This is a genomic window from Streptomyces sp. NPDC006365 (assembly GCF_042870755.1).
Taxonomy (GTDB): Bacteria; Actinomycetota; Actinomycetes; order Streptomycetales; family Streptomycetaceae; genus Streptomyces; species Streptomyces xiangluensis.
On the sequence record NZ_JBIAHS010000003.1, the window covers coordinates 406,809 to 423,827 of the forward strand.

A 17,019-nucleotide genomic window follows, 5' to 3' on the forward strand; every position below is an offset into this window, starting at 1 on the left:
GGGCCGACGGCGGGCCGTGCCGGTCAACTCAGGCCCCAGAGCGCCTTGAACTGCTCCTTGTAGTCCTCGACGAGCGGGAAGTCGCCGTCGGCGGACGGCAGGTTCTCCTTGGTGACCAGCATGTTGGGCAGATCCGCGTTCTGATCCACCTTCATGGACTGGCCGGTGAAGTGGCGGGCCAGCGCGTCGACCTGGATCCAGGCGGTCTCGTACTGGTTCAGGGCCATGGCAGCGTCGGTGAGACCGCCCTCGATGTACTGGTAGCTCTGTGCGTCGCCGACGTTGACGACGATGCGCTTGCCGTTGATTCCGGCGGTCTTCAGCGCGGCCGGGACGCCCACGTTGAGCAGGCCCAGCGAGAAGACGACGTGGGTCACCTTCGGGTGCGAGCGGAGGTACGACACCACCCGGTCCGGCATGTCCTTGCCTATCGCGGTGATCGGCACGTCGACGGTGTCCAGCTCGCAGCCCTCGCACCACTCGCGGTACTTCGTCTCGAACCCGTCCCTGACGGGCTTGAGGATCGTGTACGCGGGCAGGTCGAAGTAGACGGTGTTGGCCTTCGCGCCGCTGTTCGACACGACCCACGAGGCGATCATCGTGCCCTGGACGTCCACGTCCGCCGGCCCGTTCTTCAGCAGGGAGATGCCGTCGCCCACCACGTCGTCGGCGTTCGACTGGAAGACAGGGATGCCGGCCTTCTTCAGTTGCGCCAACTGCTTGGCGTACACCGCGCGCGGGAACCCGGAGGCGACGACGGCGTCCGGCTTGTCACGCACCGCCTGTTCGTAGGCGGCCTGCACGGACTCCGGAGTGCCCTGGGTGGCGATCTGCTTGACCTCCCAGCCGAGTTCCTTCGCTCCGGCGGTGAAGTAGTCGGCCAGGTCCTTGCAGGACTGGACGCCGCACAGGATGAAATCGATCTTCTTGCCCTTGGGGATCTCCTTGCCCACCGGCTCGGTGACGGGGATCTTGGCCGGGCGCTGGATGTACTGCTCCATGGCCTTCGAGGCTGCGGCCAGGCCGGGGGAGTCGGACGCCGCCTCCGGCTTCGATTCGGCGGCCGGAGTGGCACCGCCGCCGCACGCGGAGAGCGTCAGCAGCGTGATGACGGGGACGATCGCGGTGAGGGCGCGGCGGACCGCGCTACGGGGTCTGGAACTCATCGTTGAGTGCTCCCACGCATGAAGGGTCGAGAAAGCTGCGTGAACCGCCGTCGTGGGGTACGGCGCGGGCCGCCGGGGTGACCGAGCGGCACTGCGGCCAGGGCGGCGCAACTCCGCCAAGGCCAAGAAACTTATGAGGCACTACAGCCTCAAGTGCGTCGGAGTGTGACACGCCCCGGCGGCCTTGGGGAGAGGTTCGTCACCACAAATTCAAGCCAATGCGGCACTTTTCCTCGACAACCTCGGCCGATGCGGGATCCGGACAGCGTCGCGAGTGTTGCTCCCGGCCACACTCGCTAACTACACTCACTCTAAAGTTTCTGCCAGAGGAGAGATGATGGACGAAACGTCGGAGTCGGTCACCGCGCGGTGCCCCGGGCCCAGCGTCCAGGACTACCTCGACCAGGACAGCCGCCCCGTTCCCGCCGCCCTGAGGCATGACAGGAACGACTACATCGGCAGCGAGGACATCGACTCCGCGCGCTTCGTCTCTCGCGAATGGGCGGAGCGCGAGATGCGGCAGGTGTGGCGGCGCGTATGGCAGTTCGCCTGCCTGGAGAGCGAGATTCCGGAGGTCGGCGACCACGAGGTCTACGAGATCGGCGACGACTCGCTGATCGTCGTACGGACGGCCCCAGACAAGATCCGCGCGTACGTCAACGTGTGTCTGCACCGCGGCCGCAAGCTGCGCACCAGTGGCGGCAACGTCGGCGAGTTCCGCTGCTCGTTCCACGGTTTCGCCTGGAACCTCGACGGAACCATGCAGACTCCGCCCTGCGCCTGGGACTTCCCGCATGTCACCCCGGAGAAGTTCTCGCTCCCCGAGGCCCAGGTGGCCACCTGGCGCGGCTTCGTCTTCATCAACATGGACCCGTACGCGGAGTCGTTCGAGAGCTATCGCGGCACCTTCGACGAGTACTACATCTGGCCGCTGGAGGACCGCTACAAGTCGCTGCACATCGCGAAGGTGCTGCCCTGCAACTGGAAGGTGGCACAGGACGCGTTCATCGAGTCCTTCCATGTGATCGCCACCCACCCGCAGATGCTGCCGTGGCTGGCGGACGCCAACTCCCAGTACGACGTCATGGCGGACCAGCCCAACTGGAACCGGATGATCAACATCCAGGGTGCTCCCAGTCCCCATGTGGCGGACTCCGTCACGGAGGAGGACGTACTGGAGACGTTCTACGACTCGCGTGCGTTCTACGCCGCGGCCCAGGGTCGTGACCTGGTGATCCAGGACGGGGACGAACTGCCCGCGATCCCGGCCGGCGGCACCGCACGCCAGATCCTCGCCCAGCGGATGCGCGAACAACTGGCGGCCACCTCGCACCAGGACTTCTCAGGGACCGCCGACACCGAACTGCTGGACGCCATCAACTACTTGCTGTTCCCCAACTTCAACCCCTGGGGCGGCGCCAAGTCCAACATCATCTACCGGTTCAGGCCCAACGGTCTCGACCCCGACTCCTGCACCGCCGAGATCATCTTCATGTCGGCCCCGAAGAAGCCCGGCGAGATGCCGCCCCCGGCCAAGATCCGCTGGGTGCCCGAGGACATGCTCTTCGCGGACATCCCCGAACTCGGTGTCCTCGGGCCCGTCTTCGACCAGGACTGCGAGAACCTCCCCTACGTCCAGCAGGGGCTGAAGGCGATGCGCAAGCCGGGCATCACCCTGGCCAACTACCAGGAGAGCCGCATCCGTCACTTCAACCAGACGCTCGACCGGTGGATGAACACGTGACCCACCGCGTGGCCGTCCGGCCCTCCGGCGTCGAACTCGAAGTGCTCGACGGGGAAGACCTGCTCAGCGCGGCACAGCGGCTCGGATACCGCTGGCCCACCGTCTGCGGCGGCAAGGGCACCTGCCGTACGTGCTTCCTGGCGGTCGAGGAAGGCACCGAGAACTGTTCACCCGTGGACCCATTGGAACGCGAGGGCATCGAGGCCCTGCGCAGACCCGTGGACGGCCTGACCCGGCTCGCCTGCCGGCTCCGGGTCGAGGGCCCGGTGACCGTGACCAAGCGCGGCGTACGCCGCCGAGTGCAGGAGTGAGCCCCATGTCCAAGCAAGTGATCCATCCGCTGACCGGGCATGTGTACCGGCTCACCGAGGACGGTCTGGTCGAGGTGACCGACCCGAAGTCCGGAGCACGGGGCATCTTCGACTTCCAGGCCCGTTGGCAGTCGGGCGAGCTGCGCCATGCCGATCTTCAGATGGCCGGCTGGGTAGGCCGCCTCGCCCGGCGGCGCGTCGCCGAGCAGCCGGAGGAGTGACCCCGTGACACCCCGTACGACCCGGGTGGTCTGTCTCTTGCGCCGCCCCGACGGAGAACCGGTCCCCGGCGACTTCGCCGTCGAGGAGCGCCCGCTGCCGTCCCTCGGCGAGGGACAACTGCTCGTCCGCAACCTCTATATGAGCGTCGACCCGTCCATGCGCGGGCGGCTGGAGAGCACCGAGAAGCACTACACGCACAACTTCACGCCCGGATCGCCGCTCGACGGCCGGGCGCTGGGCGTCGTGGAGGAGAGCCGCTGCGCCTCCGTGCCGGCGGGTGCGTATGTGCGCCACCAGCTGGGCTGGCGGGAGCGCGCTGTTCTCGACGCCGCGGACACCGATGGCGCCGGTCGTATCGACCCCCAACTCGCGCCACTGCCCACCTGGTTGGGGCTGCTCGGGCAGACCGGCTTCACCGCGTACGTCGGGCTGGCCCGGATCGCCGGGCTGCGGCCCGGCGACGCCGTCTTCGTGTCGGCGGCGGCCGGTGCCGTGGGCAGTGCCGCCGGACAGTTCGCCCGGCTGCTGGGCGCGGAGCGGGTCGTCGGGACCGCCGGTGGGCCGGACAAGTGCGCCCTGCTGGTGAAGGAGTTCGGCTACGACGCCGCCGCGGACTACCGCGCCGAGCCGGTGCGCGAAGCGCTGGCCCGGATGGCACCCGACGGCGTCGACGTCTACTTCGACAACGTGGGCGGGGAGCAACTGGCCGCCGCCCTGCACGCGTTGCGGACCGGTGGCCGGGTCGCCCTGTGCGGCATGATGTCGCAGTTCGGCGAGGAGCGGCGGTCCGCCGACACCAGCCGACGGTCGGCTGACATCAACCAGTTGATCCAGGCGGTGCTCAAGCGGCTGACCCTGCGCGGTTTCATCGTCCGCGACCACGAGGACCTGCGGCCGGAGTTCGAGGAGCGGGTCGCGGACTGGCTTCGTTCGGGCCGGATCACCGTGCGCGAGACGGTTGTTGACGGCCTGGAGAACGCTCCCGGGGCGCTGCTGTCCCTGCTGGACGGTGGCAACATCGGCAAGATGCTGGTCCGGCTGGGCGATTCCGCGTAAACCGCACGGAATTCGCCGTCAGCGCATGGGGCGGGATGCTTCGACCACGTGGACCTGCAAGGAGACGCCCACGCGGGTCAGCCCGGCCACGGCCGCCCGGAAGTCCTTGATGTGCGGGGTGGTGAAGTGGTCGTCGAGGGCACACTGAGAGGCCCAGCGCTCGTACACGCGGATCCGCCGCTCGTCGCTCGGGTCCGCGGTCATGGCGTAGTCCAGACAACCGGGCTCTTCTTCGAGGGTCCGGTGCCCCAGTTCGACCAGATGCCCCAGCATCGTGTCGCGGTCGCCGGGCTCGTAGTCCATCCAGCCGGCGACGATGACTTCCTCTGACACGGTGTTCCTTCCTCGGGTCATGCACGCGGGCCCGTCGCCCCTGTCAGGGGAAGCGACGGGCCCGCGGCGGTTCAGATGACGAGCGCGGCCGGGACGCTGTCCACGGTGACCGTTCCCTTGTCGCCGTCGATCGTGATCACCATGCCGTCCCGTAGCCGCCGCGTTCCGCCCTCGACGGAGATCACGGCTGGAATACCGAGCTCGCGGCAGACCACGACGGCGTGGCTGTTGAGCGCGCCCACGTCCACGACGGCGGCTCCGGCGACGAGGAACAGCGGGGTCCAGGCCGCGTCGGTGATCGGCGCCACCAGTACCTCGCCCGGCTCCAGCGCCTCGCAGGACGCCGGGTCGGTGACGACGCGGACCTTTCCGGTGTAGGTCCCCTGGCTGCCGCCCACTCCGCTGAGCACATCGCCCTCGATCGCGGCCTCGGTGCGTTCCTCGGTGCGCCGCGGCCAGGTGTCGATCTCGGTCTGCGCGTCCGCCGCGACGAAGAACGGCGGTTCCAGCTCGTGCAGCCCCGCGTACTCCTCGAGGCGCTGGGCGATGACGGGGCCGAAGGGCTCCGGGTCGGCGACATAGTCGTCGAGTTCGGTGTCCAGCAGCATCATCACGTCCTCCGGCCGGGCGAAGCGCCCCGCCTCGACGCCACGGCGGCCGAGTTCACGTACCGCCATCCGGATCTCGTTGATGACGGTCACACAGTTCGCCTTGGTCCGCTCGCGGGCCGGGATCCACACCTGGGAGGCGTGCATTCCGGCGTCGAACATCGGCTGCGCGTCCTCCGGGAGCAGGGCCCGGATCTCCGAGGCGAGCTGCTCGCGCCGCTCCGTCAGCCGGCGGTGACGTTCGGCGGGTGAGTCGTCGTCCGCGCTGTGCCGGATCCGGTCGACCAGGGCCAGCGCCTGGACGGGCGAGGCCTCCCAGGACAGCGCGTGGATGTCCCACTCGTTGGGCCCGCGGTCGCCGGAGGCGTCCAGGAACTCCTCGAAGGAGTCGCGGAACGCCTTCACGTCCCCGCTCGCCCCGTCGAGCGCCCGCTCCACGGCGGCCGGCCCCTGGTCGAACAGCGCGGTCAGCTCGGCCGAGGCCACCACCTGCCGGGACAGCGTCCACAGCCCGGTCGAGGGGGAGGCCGAATCGACATTACCGAGACCGCTGATGAGGTCCAGCATGGTTCCCGGACGGTCCACGCTCGCACACAGCGGGCCGAGGATCGCCGGTCCGACCGACGCGGGCAGCGAGGTTTCGACGTGCCGTTGGAAGGTCGTCTCCACTTCGTCCAGCAAAGAGCGGGCGTACGCCACCAGCTCGACGTCGGACAGGGACGCCAGTCCGGGTCGCTCGCGGCGGATCCGGCGCAGCCGCTCCCGGTCGGCGTCGCCCTCCGGGTAGTCGGCCTGGCCGAGCATCCGCTGGAGCGTTCCCCCGGCCTTGGCCGTCAGTTCCGGGTCCTGGTCCTCGGGATGCGGCACGTACACCGGTGTGTCGGAGCGCTGGCCGACGAAGGCCGAGTCGATGTCGTCCGCGGTCTGCCCCATGCGGATGCCGAACAGCCTCAGGTGCGACAGGTTGAGGTAGAAGTAACCGCCGAAGATTCCCACGAACGGAGGCCGGTCGCCGGTGATCTCGTCACCGCGGTAGATGCCGAATTCGACGAAGCCGCGGCGCCAGCCCTGCAGACCGCGCCCCCAGATCAGGGACCAGCCCAGCGGACTGGCCGGCTCCGGCAGGGTCTCGCCCGCGTTGGCCCGGGTGTAGTGGGGCAGCCGCTCGCTGCGCTGCCAGTCGGTGATCCAGTGCTTCATGGCGATGGGTCTCCCGCTGTCCGTTCTCTCGCTCACCACTGCGACGTTCCGCCGTCGACGCTGATCAGCGTGCCCGTGATGCCGGCGCCGGCGTCGCTCGCGAGCAGTGAGGCGACGCCCGCGATCTGCTCCACGGTGGTGATCTTCTTGGTGGCGGCGTGCTCGGCGAACCGGCCCAGCCACTCCTCGTACGAGATGCCCTCGGCCTCGGCCGCGGCCGGACCGGCGGCCCGCATCAGGTCCGTGTCGACGGCACCGGGGCAGATCGCGTTGCAGGTGATGCCCTGGGTGCCGTACTCGAAGGCGGTCGCCTTGGTCAGACCGTGGATGGCGTGCTTGTTGGTGATGTAGTGGCTGATCGCCGGCTTGTTGGCCTGCTTGCCCTCGACCGAGGAGATGTTGATGACACGGCCCCAGCCACCCTCCAGCATGGGGCCCAGTGCGCGGCGGGTGCCGTAGAAGTAGGCGTTGAGGTTCAGGTCGAGCGCCTTGTGCCACGCCTCGTCGCTCAGTTGGTGGACCGGGGCGAACCCCTCGGTGCCGCCGACGTTGTTGACCATGATGTCGAGTCGGCCGAACCGCTCGACCGTCCAGTCGACCAGCGCCTCGATGTCCGCCTGGCGGCTCGAGTCACAGGCGTGGAAGACGGCCTTGTCGCCGGCCTGGAGTTCTTCCAGCGCCTGCTTGCCCTTGATCTCGGAGCGGCCGCTGAGTACGACCGTGGCCCCGTCGGCCAGGAAGGCCTCGGCGATGGCGCGTCCGATACTGCGCGTGCTGCCTGTGATCACCGCGACACGTCCGTCGAGGCTGCCCGTAGCCACCATGCTGTTCTCCTGCGAGTTCTGAGGGTTCGTCATCTGGACGCTTCGTCCAGGAGGCCGTGGATGGTGCGGTGGAAGTGCTGGAGTCCGGGCTCGTTGCGTCCGAAGACGAAGTCGGTCCCGGCGAGGGCCTTGAGTCCCCGCTGCACTCCGTAGGTGGTCGCGTAGTCCTCGTCGCGGACCACCTCGTAGAACCACTCGCCGAACTGGTCGGCGGCGTGCCGCTCCTCCTCGGTGACGGCCGGCTCGCGCAGCAGGATGATCTGCTGCGTCACCGATTCGGTGGCCGTCCGGGGGATCACGATGGAGACGGCGATCTTGTTGCGCCAGGTGCCGGCGATGGCCAGGCCGGGGAAGAGCCAGTAGATGGCTCCGACCACGTCGCCGGGGTCACGCTTGTCCGGCGGCAGGTCCACCACGTCGGCGACGGGCCGCAGGGCGGCGCCGAGGCGCTGGTGAGGGCCCCAGGTGTCGTGGGCCATCATGTTGGAGAAGTTCGTCTCGAAGACCGTCTTCGTGTGCAGCGAGGCGAAGTGGTAGGTCTCCAGGTACCCGTCGAGGGTGACCTTCCAGTTGGGGCTGGTCAGCTCGCGCGTGGCGTAGTGGTGGCAGTCCGCGAAGCGGAGCCCCTCCAGCAGTGGCTGCAGGTCGCCGAGCCAGGCGTCCAGGTCGTGTTCGGCGGAGGGGTCCAGTGATACGAAGACGATGCCGGCGCGCTCACCCACGGGGAGCTGTACCAGGCTGCGCTTCTCGCGCGGTACGTCGCCGAAGGTCTTCTCGGCGTACACGCCGCGCAGTTCGCCCGAAAGGTCGTACGACCAGGCGTGGTAGGGGCAGGTGATGCGCTTCGCCACGCCGCAGCCCGGCTCGACGAGTTCGGCGCCACGGTGCCGGCAGGCGTTGATCATGGCGTGCACGACGCCCTTGCGGTCCCGGGTGATCAGGATCGGGATGCCGAGCACGTCCAGCGCCTTGTAGGTGCCCGGTCCGGGAAGCTCGCACGACATGGCGAGGGGGAGCGGAACACTCCGGTGGACGGCGTCCATCTCCCGCAGCCAGCGGTCGGCGTCGAGGTAGTTGTCGACGGGTTCCGTCCACTGCTCCTCGACCTCATGGGTCGTGTTGTTGCGGTAGTGCTCGATGACACGCTCGGCGAGCTCGGCCGCGTCCTGCCGCATGGCCGCGCTCGCGGCATCGGTGGCGTCGTTCTGGCCGATCCATGAGTGGTATTCCGGGGCGGGCGGCGGCAGGGGACGCTCGTCGCCTGCCGCTCCGGTCTCCGGTGAATTGATCTGGACCACGATGTCCTCAATCCTCCCAGCCGCGAGCTGGTGAAGGGTTCTGGTGCTACAGCTCCGCTGCGATCGCCACAACAACAGGAGTTAGTGTTGTGTGTCAATAGAAAGTGCCGAAGTCGGCTGCACGAGATTCCGCAGGTCACCTTCGCTATCTGCTGCGAGGATAATCCTGGCCCGACTCGATCTTTCTAGGGATCGGCTCCAGCTGTGGGAGTACGGTGGACGATGGCCCGACGGAAGGTGGTCCGGTGACCCATGAGGCACCTGATCCGGCGAGGGCTGCTCCGGGGGCAGCGATGACGCAACCCTTCGAGGCCGGTCTCGTGGTGCGCGACCTGGAACTGATGGAGCGCTTCTATCGTGAGGCGCTCGGCTGCGTTCCGGTGCACCGGTCACACATCCCACAGTCGATCGGTGGCCCCGCCGGGCTGGGCGGGCCGCTTCTGGTCGTATGGCTTCAGGTGCCCGTCGGGGCGGCATCCGGGACGTCCTCCGGGGGGCGGATCAAGCTGGTGCGGCCGCGGGTGAGTGCCGGACCCGCAGCCGCCCCGCCGGCCGTGCCCCTCACCGCACGCCGCGGCTTGTCCTATCTCACCTTCCACCTGGAGGACATCGCGCCGGTGGTCGCCGCACTCCCGGCCGCCGGTGCTCGCCCGCTGTCGTCCCCGGTCGTCCTGGCGGCGCGGGGCCGGCGGATCAGCTTCTGGGCGGACCCGGAGGGCAACGTCGTCGAGCTCGTGGACGGGCATGGCGGCGATCCGGGGCCGGATCGGACAGAGGCGTAGTAATTAGAGAGCCTGTTCAGTAAGGTGCCCACTGCTACTTACTGTAGACCGACATAACAAAGTCCGATTGCGTGGCACACCTCCCTCGGGCGAAGGGGCGGACGATGGCTCAAAGGGCATCAAGCACATCCAGGTCGTCAAGGGCACAGAAGAAGTCGGCCGATCCGGCCGCGAATCAGGCATCCGCGCAGGTCATCAGCGACCTGCACGAGCGCATGGTGCGCATCCGGCTGTTCGAGACCGAGGCGGGCAAGCTCATGGAGGCCGGCAAACTGCCCGGCTTCCTGCACCTGTACGTCGGCCAGGAAGCCGTGGCCGCCGGGGTGATGGCGGCACTGCGCGACGACGACCAGATCACCTCCACCCACCGCGGACACGGGCATGCCGTGGCCAAGGGCGTCAGCTTCAAGCACATGTACTCCGAGCTGTACGGCCGCGTCACCGGCGCCTGCCTCGGCCGCGGCGGAAGCATGCACATCAACGACGTCACGCTCGGCATGCTCGGAGCCAACGGCATCGTCGGCGCCGGCATCCCGATCGCCGTCGGCGCCGCCTTCGCCGCCCAGTACAGGGGCGAGGACAACATCGCCGTCACCTTCTTCGGCGACGGCGCCACCAACATCGGCAGCTTCCACGAGGCTGCCAACATGGCCGCCATACTGCGCCTGCCGGTCCTCTTCATCTGCGAGAACAACGGCTACGCCGAATTCACCCCGCAGTCGAAGCACATGCTGATCACCGACGTCGCCGACCGGGCCGCGTCCTACGGCATGCCCAGCGTGATCGTCGACGGCATGGACGCGACCGCCGTCCACCAGGCCACCGTCGAGGCCGTCGCACGCGCCCGGGCCGGCGAGGGCCCCATGTTCATCGAGGCCAAGACCTACCGCTACTACGACCACCAGGGCGTCAAGGGACTGCGTCACCCCTACCGCTCGGACGCCGAGGTCGAGGAGTGGAAGGCCCGCGACGCGATCGACCTGCTCGAAGCCCGGGCAATCGCCGACGGCACCGCCACCCGCGCCGAGCTGGACGACACCTGGCAGCGCACCCGCGACGAGATCGCCGAGGCCATCGCCTACGCCGAGGCCAGCCCGCTGCCCGACACGGCAGACCTCCTCCTCAACGTCTACTCGGGATGACCGCCATGACCACCATCACCGAAGCTCCGGCCCTTGCCCCGGACGGCACGGGCCGCAAGCTCACCTACGTCAAGGCGTTCAATGAGGGCCTGGCGCAGGTCATGCGCGAGGACGAGAACGTCTTCGTCGCCGGGGAGGACGTCGCCGGGTACGGCGGTGTCTTCCGTATGTTCGACAACCTGCTCCACGAGTTCGGCCCCCGCCGCATGATCGACACCCCGATCTCCGAGGCCGCGCTCGTCGGCCTGGGCGTGGGCGCCGCCGCCCGGGGCCTGCGCCCCGTCGTCGACCTGATGTTCATGGACTTCATCGGCGTCTGCCTGGACCAGATCGTCAACCAGGCCGCCAAGATGAAGTACATGTTCGGCGGCTCCGTGTCGGTGCCGCTCACCATCACCACCGCCTCGGGCGCGGGCCTTGGCGCCGCCGCCCAGCACAGTCAGAGCCTGGAGGCCTGGCTCGCGCACGTGCCCGGCCTCAAGGTCGTGATGCCGTCCGACGCGTACACCGCCAAGGGCCTGACCGTCTCCGCGATCCGGGACAACAACCCGGTCGTCGTCATGCTCAACAAGGTCCTGCTGGGCAGCAAGACCGAGGTGCCCGAGCAGATCTACGGCATCCCGCTCGGCCAGGCGCACACCGCGCGGCAGGGCTCCGACGTCACCGTCATCGCCCTGGGCCGCATGGTGGGCGAGGCCCTCGCGGCGGCCGAGGAACTGGCCTCCGAGGGCATCGAGGTGGAGGTGATCGACCCCCGCACCGTCCAGCCCCTGGACACCGAGACCATGATCGCCTCCGTACGCCGCACCAACCGGGTCCTCGTGGTGCACGAGGCCGTCACCTTCGGCGGGCTCGGCGGCGAGATCGCCGCTCAGATCCAGGACGCGGCCTTCGACTACCTGGACGCGCCGGTCCTGCGCATCGGCGCCCCCTTCTCCCCCGTGCCGTTCTCCCCGGTTCTGGAGAAGGCGTACGTCCCCGATGGCGCCCGCATCGCGCAAGGGTGCCGCCGTCTCCTCGAAAGGTCGTGACGAAGTGGCGGTCGAGGTTCTGCTGCCGAAGATCGGCCTGACCATGCAGGAAGGCACGATCGACGAGTGGCTCGTTCCCACGGGAACGGCCGTCTCGGAGGGCGAAGCCCTGCTCCGGCTGGCCACCGACAAGGTCGACGTGGAGGTCGAGGCGGAGGCCGGCGGAATGTTCCACCCGGTGGTCCCGGCCGGGACCACGGTCCCCGCCGGGGCTCTCATCGGCTGGCTGCTGGCCGAGGGAGAGCAACTGCCGGAGCCGGGAGGTGCGCCGATGCCTTCCCGATCCGGGTCCAGCGGTACGGCTGCGCAGTCCGTGGCCGTGGGTGCTGTCTCCGCAGCGTCGGCGTTCGACGCCGACGGGACTTCCGCGCCCCCGGCACTCAATGGCAACGCCGCGGGCGCGGCACCGTCCGGTCACGGCGGTAATGGCTTCGCGGCGCCCTCCCTCAACGGCAGCGCGGCCTCCTTCGGTCACGGGGGCCGACTCCTCGCCTCACCGAACGCCCGCAGGGTGGCGGCCGAGGCCGACGTCGACCTCACCGCCATACGCGGCACGGGACCCGGCGGCCGGATCGTCTCCGAGGACGTGGAGGACTTTCTCGCCGCCGCTGCCGCCTCACCCGCGGCCCGCGTGCCGTCCGCCGCCGCCTTGCACGGCGACACGGTCACCCCTGTCTCGCCGCTGGTACGCCGGCTGGCGAAGGAGCGGGGCATCGACCTGTCCGAGGTGAGCGGCACCGGGCTCGGCGGCCGGATCCGCAGGTCCGACCTCGATGCCGTCACCACGGCGACCGAACCGGCGCCCACAACAGCGGCCGCCCGCCGCAGTGCCGTACCCCAACCGGGAGACGTCCTCCCCCTGACCGGAATGCGCGGCACCATCGCCCGCCGGATGCATGCCAGCCTCCAGGAGATGGCACAGCTGACGCACGGCTATGAGGTGCGGATGGACGCCGTCGTGTCCTTGCGGGCCCGGCTCAAGGACGAATGGGCCGACAGCGATTTGCCCGTCCCCAGCCTCAACGACTTCCTGCTCAAGGCCGCCGCACTGGCCCTGCGCGAGCACCCGCTGCTCAACGCGACGGTGCGGGAAGACGGCATCCATCTGCTCGGCGACATCCACCTCGGCTTCGCGGTGGCCGTTCCGGGCGGACTGATGGTCCCCGTGATCGAGAACGCGGTGCTGATGCCCTTGCCCGAGATCGCCCGCCGGTCGAGAACCCTGGCCGAGGCCGCGCGTGAGGGGCGGATCTCCCCGGCTCAGCTGGAAGGCGCCACCTTCACCGTCACCTCGCTGGGCGGATACGGCGTCGACTTCTTCACCCCTGTGATCAACCCCGGCAATGTCGCCATTCTCGGCGTGGGCAGGCTCAGGGACGGTGTCGAGTGGGTGGACGACCGGCCGCTGCGGACGCAGGTGCTCACACTGAGCCTCACCTTCGACCACCGCGCCGTCGACGGGGCACCGGCAGCCGAGTATCTGCGCACGGTCGGTGAGTTGCTGCGCAAGCCGCTCCGGCTGCTGGTCTGATCCTGGGCTCAGAGCTGATCCTGGTCCGCGGGCTATTCAGCCGCCGCCGGGTCGGCGATCCGCTCGGCGAGGCGGCCGACCTCGCGGACGAAGGAGCGGTGTCCGAGCGAGCGGTAGACGTCGTCCCCGCGGACCTGCGAGATCGCCGAGGTCTCCAGCAGCGACAGCAGGCCCAGGGCGATGACGGCGGCCTCCGCGTCGGACACCGATTCGCGGGCCTTGCGGGTCAGCCGTACCAGTTCCTCCAGCAACTGCGTCCGGCTCTCGTGGCGCAGCGCCTCCGCCTCCTGGCTCATGCCGGCCGAGGACGTGAAGAACACGGTGGCGGCGGACCGGTGTTCGCCCAGCCAGGCCACCAGCGCGGTGAGGGCCGGTCCGAGGGGCGAGCCGGGCGTGTGGGCCTCCGTGAGCGCATGCAGCTCTTCGCGCAGCGCACTGGCGAACACCCGCATCCCTTCCACAAGAACCTTGTCCTTGGAGGAGAAGTGGTAGTAGACCGCTGCCGAGGTCATCTCCGCACGAGCGGCGATGTCGGCCACCGTGACCTCGTCCGGCGACTGGGTGGCGAACAGCTCCGTGGCCGCTTCGATCACCCACTGCTTGCGCGAGGGACGGTGCGCGGCGCGGGCTCCGGATGTCGTCATGGTGTCAAGTATGCCGCGATCTTCGTACTCCGACGGCACACGCGTAGCAGGAATTACGCCATCGACCTGGCGGAGTTACTGGATAGCATGGTCAGTGGACAGGGCCCACAGACGCGGGTTCGCGGCAGCCGCCAGGGAGCATGATGGCCACCACGCAGAACGGCAAGCAGCCCGCCCACCGACCCTCGCGACGACAGCACATCATCACCGCCGCCGTGCGCGTGTTCGGCCGCAACGGAGTCGCGGAGACCAGCATCCAGGACATCGCGGACGAGGCCCAGGTGGTGCCCACGGCCGTCTACTACCACTTCGACGGCAAGGAAGAGCTGCTCGAACTCGCCATGCGGCGAGTCTTCGACCAGCTGAACGCGGTGGTGGAGGCGGCCCGCCCGGAGTCCGAGCCCGGTAGTGCGGAGGGTCTGCTGCGGGTCATCGACGCGGTATGGGACTGGGTGGAGCAGAACCCCGAGGAGGCCCGGCTGTACCAGGTGCAGATCGCCTCCGCCAACGGCAACGTCAAGGTGTTGCGGGACGAGTTCGAGCAGCGGCACATCCAGCGGGCGTACGACTATCTGCCGGAGGGCACCACGCGCAGTCCCCGGGCGGCCAAGTCACGGCACGCGGCGCAGGCGCTCGCGGTCCGCACGCTGATCAGTACGACCATGCTGGTCACCGCGCTGCGAGCGGAAGGCGGGCCGTTGTCCCAGCTGCCCTCCCGTTCCGTACAGGAGGCGGTCAGGTCGCTGGCGCTGCGGATCGTCACCGCCGAGGAGAAGCCGGCCTCCGCATCCGCCTGAGGCGGTTCACCAGGGCCAGTTCACCAGGGCAGGGGCTTGCGTTCGGCGAACAGCCCGCCCGTCGTCCCGTCGCCCTCGGGGAGGGTGGCCAGCCAGACCGGGGTGTCCGCCCCCTCCTCCGGACCACGCGGGGCAGCGGAACCGCCCATGCCGCTGCGGGTCCAGCCGGGGTCGGCGGCGTTGACCAGGACGCCTGTGCCCGCCAGTTCGGCCGCGAGCATACGGGTCAGGGCGTTGAGGGCGGTCTTGGAGATCCGGTAGGCCGGGTGGCGGCCGGAGTCCATCAGCGCCAGCGAGCCGTACGAGCTGGTGACGTTGACGACCCGTCCGTAGCCGGCCTCCACCATGCCTGGCACGACGGCTTCCGCCATGCGCCAGGCACCTGCGAGATTCGTCTCCAGGGTCGTGCGCAGGATCTCCTCGTCGAGGTACGGGGGCCGTAGATCTCCGTCCAGGGACACTCCCGCATTGTTCACCAGGACGTCGATCCCGCCAGTCAACTCCCCGGCTTCCCGGACCGCTTCGGCGACGCCCTTCGCCGAGGCCACGTCCAGGGCCAGTGGCAGTGCTGCCGGACCGATGGCGCGGCACGCCTCCTCGGCCGCCTCCCATCTTCGCGCCCCGACCAGGACCCGCAGCCCTCGGTCCGCGAGCTGTCGGCATACCTCCAGGCCGATGCCGCGCGCTCCGCCGGTGACCAGTGCGGTTCTGTCGCCGTGCCCCATGGTGTGCCTGCCCTCTCAGACGGTCAGCACCGAGCAGGCGCTGATCCCGGGCGCGCCGTACACATGGGTGAAGCCCACCCGGGGAGCACCCGGCACCTGCACACCTGGAGCCCGGCCCTGCAACTGTCGTACGACCTCGTGGAACTGACGCAGCCCGGAGGCACCGACGGGCTCGCCACCGGCCAGGCAGCCGCCGTCGGTGTTGACCGGGATACGGCCCGTGGGATCGGTGTCCCCGCCGGCGAGGAGTTCCTCCTGCTCGCCGTGGCCGCACAGTCCGGTTTCCGCCAGGTGGATCAGTTCCGATCCGCTGTCGGTGTCCTGCAACTGGGCGACTTGTACGTCCGCGGGGCGTAGACCCGCGGTGCGGAAAGCCGCCTCCGCAGCGTCGACGCTCGGGCTGCGGTGCGGTCCGGGCGGCAACCAGGGCGAGAACACCTCGAACGAGCCGAACCGTCTGGTCCTGAAGGCCAACGACGCCAGTTTGACCGGCCGTTCGCACAGGTCGAAGGCGCGGTCGCCGAGCGCCAGCACCAGAGCCGCCGCGCCCTGCCCCGGCGAGCAGAACATGTACTGGGTGAGGGGCGGACTGACCTCGGCGGAGTTGAGGATCTCCTCCTCCGTCAGCTCCTTGCGCCGCCAGGCCAGGGGGTGCTGGGAGCCGTTGCGGAAGGCCCGCGCGGCCACCGTCGCCAGCGACCGCTCCGCGATCCCGTGCTCGTGCAGGTACCGCTGGGTCTTCAGGGCGAAGAACTGGGTGGTCAGCATCATGCCGGTCTCGGCGTACCAGTCGGGCAGTCCGTAGCGTGCCGCGGAGACGTGGAAGGCGCCCCGCTCGTGCTTGTCGAAACCCACGGCCAGCCCCAGTGAGGCCTCGCCGGCGCGCAGCGCGTTGGCCACCGCGAGCACCGTCGAGGCACCGGTGGCGCAGCCGTTCTGCACATTGGCGAACGGCACACCGGTCAGCCCCAGACGGCCGACCAGGGTGTCGGGCTTGCCGGACACGTCGGAGCCGCCCACCGCGTAACCGATGTCCTCCCAGGCGACACCGGCGTCGGCCAGGGCCTCGCGTACCGCACGCTCCGCCATGTCCATCCCGGTGACGGTCTCGTCGCGGCCGAAGGGATGCATGCCACAGCCGACGACATAGACCTCGTCGCTCCAGCTCATCGCTCCCCGTCCCTGTCCGTGCGGAACGCGAAGGTCAGAACCTCGGTCCCGTCCTCGTCGTGGTACGCGGTCACCATGGTGAGCCGGACCGGCAGCCCGATCCGTATCTCGGTACGGGGAACCTCCAGCCGCGCCTCGATCAGCACCTCACCGAGGTCGACATAGCCCACGTGGTACGGCCGGTAGCCCCCGGTCGGCGGCCGGTACGGCGGCTTGGGCTGGAACGCCTGCAGCGTCCACGACCACACCCGCCCGGTCACCGGCAGCACGTGCGCGGACATGTCTCCGTCCGAGCACTTGGGGCACGAGTCCTGCCGGGGGAAGACCACGGTGGCGCAGCCGGAGCAGCGCGCGCCCGAAAGGCGCGGTGGATTCGCGCTCTCGAACAGTCCCTCGTCGATGAGTCTGCTGATCATGCCGTCCTGCCCTTTTCTG

General features: G+C 69.2%; 18 protein-coding genes. 9 read left to right on the forward strand and 9 right to left on the reverse strand.

Annotated features, from left to right (window positions below):
* Positions 1 to 23: 23 nt before the first annotated feature.
* The gene (locus tag ACFYO0_RS11085; RefSeq protein ID WP_388673486.1) at positions 24 to 1,166 is read right to left on the reverse strand and encodes a sugar ABC transporter substrate-binding protein; all 1,143 of its coding nucleotides are present in this window, start codon (positions 1,164 to 1,166) and stop codon (positions 24 to 26) included.
* A gap of 334 nt (positions 1,167 to 1,500) precedes the next feature.
* Between ACFYO0_RS11085 and ACFYO0_RS11090 the strand changes: the two genes are divergently transcribed.
* The 4 genes from ACFYO0_RS11090 to ACFYO0_RS11105 are packed head-to-tail and all read left to right on the forward strand — an operon-like array spanning position 1,501 to position 4,499.
* Entirely contained in the window at positions 1,501 to 2,910 is a 1,410-nt protein-coding gene (locus tag ACFYO0_RS11090) for an SRPBCC family protein (RefSeq protein ID WP_388673488.1), read from the forward strand.
* Entirely contained in the window at positions 2,895 to 3,221 is a 327-nt protein-coding gene (locus ACFYO0_RS11095; protein ID WP_388673490.1) for a 2Fe-2S iron-sulfur cluster-binding protein, read from the forward strand. The genes ACFYO0_RS11090 and ACFYO0_RS11095 overlap by 16 nt, the downstream gene beginning before the upstream one ends.
* A 5-nt stretch (positions 3,222 to 3,226) precedes the next feature.
* A complete protein-coding gene (locus ACFYO0_RS11100) occupies positions 3,227 to 3,442 on the forward strand; it encodes a transposase (RefSeq protein WP_388673492.1) in 216 nt (71 codons plus the stop codon).
* Positions 3,443 to 3,446: 4 nt separating this feature from the next.
* A complete protein-coding gene (locus tag ACFYO0_RS11105) occupies positions 3,447 to 4,499 on the forward strand; it encodes an NADP-dependent oxidoreductase (protein WP_388673494.1) in 1,053 nt (350 codons plus the stop codon).
* A gap of 18 nt (positions 4,500 to 4,517) precedes the next feature.
* Here ACFYO0_RS11105 and ACFYO0_RS11110 read toward each other — a convergent pair whose 3' ends face one another.
* The 4 genes from ACFYO0_RS11110 to ACFYO0_RS11125 form a co-directional block, all read right to left on the reverse strand.
* Positions 4,518 to 4,832 carry a putative quinol monooxygenase gene (locus ACFYO0_RS11110; RefSeq protein ID WP_388673496.1) on the reverse strand — a complete coding sequence of 105 codons (315 nt, stop codon included), beginning with the start codon at positions 4,830 to 4,832 and terminating at the stop codon, positions 4,518 to 4,520.
* A 71-nt stretch (positions 4,833 to 4,903) separates the two neighbouring features.
* Positions 4,904 to 6,676 carry a PEP-utilizing enzyme gene (locus ACFYO0_RS11115; RefSeq protein ID WP_388673498.1) on the reverse strand — a complete coding sequence of 591 codons (1,773 nt, stop codon included), beginning with the start codon at positions 6,674 to 6,676 and terminating at the stop codon, positions 4,904 to 4,906.
* Positions 6,673 to 7,497: an SDR family NAD(P)-dependent oxidoreductase gene (locus tag ACFYO0_RS11120; protein ID WP_388673500.1), complete on the reverse strand. Its 825-nt coding sequence runs from the start codon at positions 7,495 to 7,497 to the stop codon at positions 6,673 to 6,675. The genes ACFYO0_RS11115 and ACFYO0_RS11120 overlap by 4 nt, the downstream gene beginning before the upstream one ends.
* Positions 7,494 to 8,762, reverse strand: coding sequence for an aromatic ring-hydroxylating dioxygenase subunit alpha (locus ACFYO0_RS11125; protein WP_388673502.1), 1,269 nt, complete (start codon positions 8,760 to 8,762; stop codon positions 7,494 to 7,496). Before ACFYO0_RS11125 ends, ACFYO0_RS11120 begins: the two co-directional genes overlap by 4 nt.
* A gap of 293 nt (positions 8,763 to 9,055) precedes the next feature.
* Here ACFYO0_RS11125 and ACFYO0_RS11130 point away from each other — a divergent pair, with 293 nt between their 5' ends.
* The 4 genes from ACFYO0_RS11130 (at position 9,056) to ACFYO0_RS11145 (ending at position 13,248) form a co-directional block, all read left to right on the forward strand.
* The gene (locus ACFYO0_RS11130) at positions 9,056 to 9,544 is read left to right on the forward strand and encodes a VOC family protein (protein ID WP_388673504.1); all 489 of its coding nucleotides are present in this window, start codon (positions 9,056 to 9,058) and stop codon (positions 9,542 to 9,544) included.
* A 104-nt stretch (positions 9,545 to 9,648) separates the two neighbouring features.
* Positions 9,649 to 10,686, forward strand: a complete 1,038-nt coding sequence (locus tag ACFYO0_RS11135; RefSeq protein WP_388673506.1) for a thiamine pyrophosphate-dependent dehydrogenase E1 component subunit alpha — start codon at positions 9,649 to 9,651, stop codon at positions 10,684 to 10,686.
* 5 nt (positions 10,687 to 10,691) lie between these two features.
* Complete coding sequence (locus ACFYO0_RS11140; RefSeq protein ID WP_388673508.1) at positions 10,692 to 11,717, forward strand: alpha-ketoacid dehydrogenase subunit beta; 1,026 nt, start codon at positions 10,692 to 10,694, stop codon at positions 11,715 to 11,717.
* Positions 11,668 to 13,248 (forward strand): 2-oxo acid dehydrogenase subunit E2, encoded by a 1,581-nt coding sequence (locus ACFYO0_RS11145; RefSeq protein WP_388673510.1) that lies wholly within the window; start codon positions 11,668 to 11,670, stop codon positions 13,246 to 13,248. Before ACFYO0_RS11140 ends, ACFYO0_RS11145 begins: the two co-directional genes overlap by 50 nt.
* A 32-nt stretch (positions 13,249 to 13,280) precedes the next feature.
* Here the strand turns inward: ACFYO0_RS11145 and ACFYO0_RS11150 are convergent, their stop codons facing one another.
* Positions 13,281 to 13,892: a TetR/AcrR family transcriptional regulator gene (locus tag ACFYO0_RS11150; protein WP_388673512.1), complete on the reverse strand. Its 612-nt coding sequence runs from the start codon at positions 13,890 to 13,892 to the stop codon at positions 13,281 to 13,283.
* A gap of 140 nt (positions 13,893 to 14,032) precedes the next feature.
* On the opposite strand from ACFYO0_RS11150, the gene ACFYO0_RS11155 reads away from it, so the two are divergent.
* The gene (locus tag ACFYO0_RS11155; RefSeq protein ID WP_388673514.1) at positions 14,033 to 14,689 is read left to right on the forward strand and encodes a TetR/AcrR family transcriptional regulator; all 657 of its coding nucleotides are present in this window, start codon (positions 14,033 to 14,035) and stop codon (positions 14,687 to 14,689) included.
* A gap of 20 nt (positions 14,690 to 14,709) precedes the next feature.
* Here the strand turns inward: ACFYO0_RS11155 and ACFYO0_RS11160 are convergent, their stop codons facing one another.
* From ACFYO0_RS11160 to ACFYO0_RS11170, 3 genes are read right to left on the reverse strand one after another with little or no spacing between them, the layout of a single operon-like run.
* Complete coding sequence (locus tag ACFYO0_RS11160) at positions 14,710 to 15,414, reverse strand: SDR family NAD(P)-dependent oxidoreductase (protein WP_388673516.1); 705 nt, start codon at positions 15,412 to 15,414, stop codon at positions 14,710 to 14,712.
* 15 nt (positions 15,415 to 15,429) lie between these two features.
* A complete protein-coding gene (locus ACFYO0_RS11165) occupies positions 15,430 to 16,584 on the reverse strand; it encodes a thiolase family protein (protein WP_388673518.1) in 1,155 nt (384 codons plus the stop codon).
* Positions 16,581 to 17,000 (reverse strand): Zn-ribbon domain-containing OB-fold protein, encoded by a 420-nt coding sequence (locus ACFYO0_RS11170; protein ID WP_388673520.1) that lies wholly within the window; start codon positions 16,998 to 17,000, stop codon positions 16,581 to 16,583. Before ACFYO0_RS11170 ends, ACFYO0_RS11165 begins: the two co-directional genes overlap by 4 nt.
* Between the last annotated feature and the right edge of the window lie 19 nt (positions 17,001 to 17,019).

Bases quoted from the DNA above. Each gene is read 5' to 3' on its own strand.
- ACFYO0_RS11100 (WP_388673492.1), top strand. From the start codon at position 3,227: ATGTCCAAGCAAGTGATCCATCCGCTGACCGGGCATGTGTACCGGCTC.
- ACFYO0_RS11140 (WP_388673508.1), top strand. From the start codon at position 10,692: ATGACCACCATCACCGAAGCTCCGGCCCTTGCCCCGGACGGCACGGGC.
- ACFYO0_RS11085 (WP_388673486.1), bottom strand. From the start codon at position 1,166: ATGAGTTCCAGACCCCGTAGCGCGGTCCGCCGCGCCCTCACCGCGATC.
- ACFYO0_RS11155 (WP_388673514.1), top strand. From the start codon at position 14,033: ATGATGGCCACCACGCAGAACGGCAAGCAGCCCGCCCACCGACCCTCG.
- ACFYO0_RS11090 (WP_388673488.1), top strand. From the start codon at position 1,501: ATGATGGACGAAACGTCGGAGTCGGTCACCGCGCGGTGCCCCGGGCCC.
- ACFYO0_RS11165 (WP_388673518.1), bottom strand. From the start codon at position 16,584: ATGAGCTGGAGCGACGAGGTCTATGTCGTCGGCTGTGGCATGCATCCC.
- ACFYO0_RS11160 (WP_388673516.1), bottom strand. From the start codon at position 15,414: ATGGGGCACGGCGACAGAACCGCACTGGTCACCGGCGGAGCGCGCGGC.
- ACFYO0_RS11145 (WP_388673510.1), top strand. From the start codon at position 11,668: ATGGCGCCCGCATCGCGCAAGGGTGCCGCCGTCTCCTCGAAAGGTCGT.
- ACFYO0_RS11130 (WP_388673504.1), top strand. From the start codon at position 9,056: ATGACGCAACCCTTCGAGGCCGGTCTCGTGGTGCGCGACCTGGAACTG.
- ACFYO0_RS11170 (WP_388673520.1), bottom strand. From the start codon at position 17,000: ATGATCAGCAGACTCATCGACGAGGGACTGTTCGAGAGCGCGAATCCA.
- ACFYO0_RS11135 (WP_388673506.1), top strand. From the start codon at position 9,649: ATGGCTCAAAGGGCATCAAGCACATCCAGGTCGTCAAGGGCACAGAAG.
- ACFYO0_RS11150 (WP_388673512.1), bottom strand. From the start codon at position 13,892: ATGACGACATCCGGAGCCCGCGCCGCGCACCGTCCCTCGCGCAAGCAG.
- ACFYO0_RS11120 (WP_388673500.1), bottom strand. From the start codon at position 7,497: ATGACGAACCCTCAGAACTCGCAGGAGAACAGCATGGTGGCTACGGGC.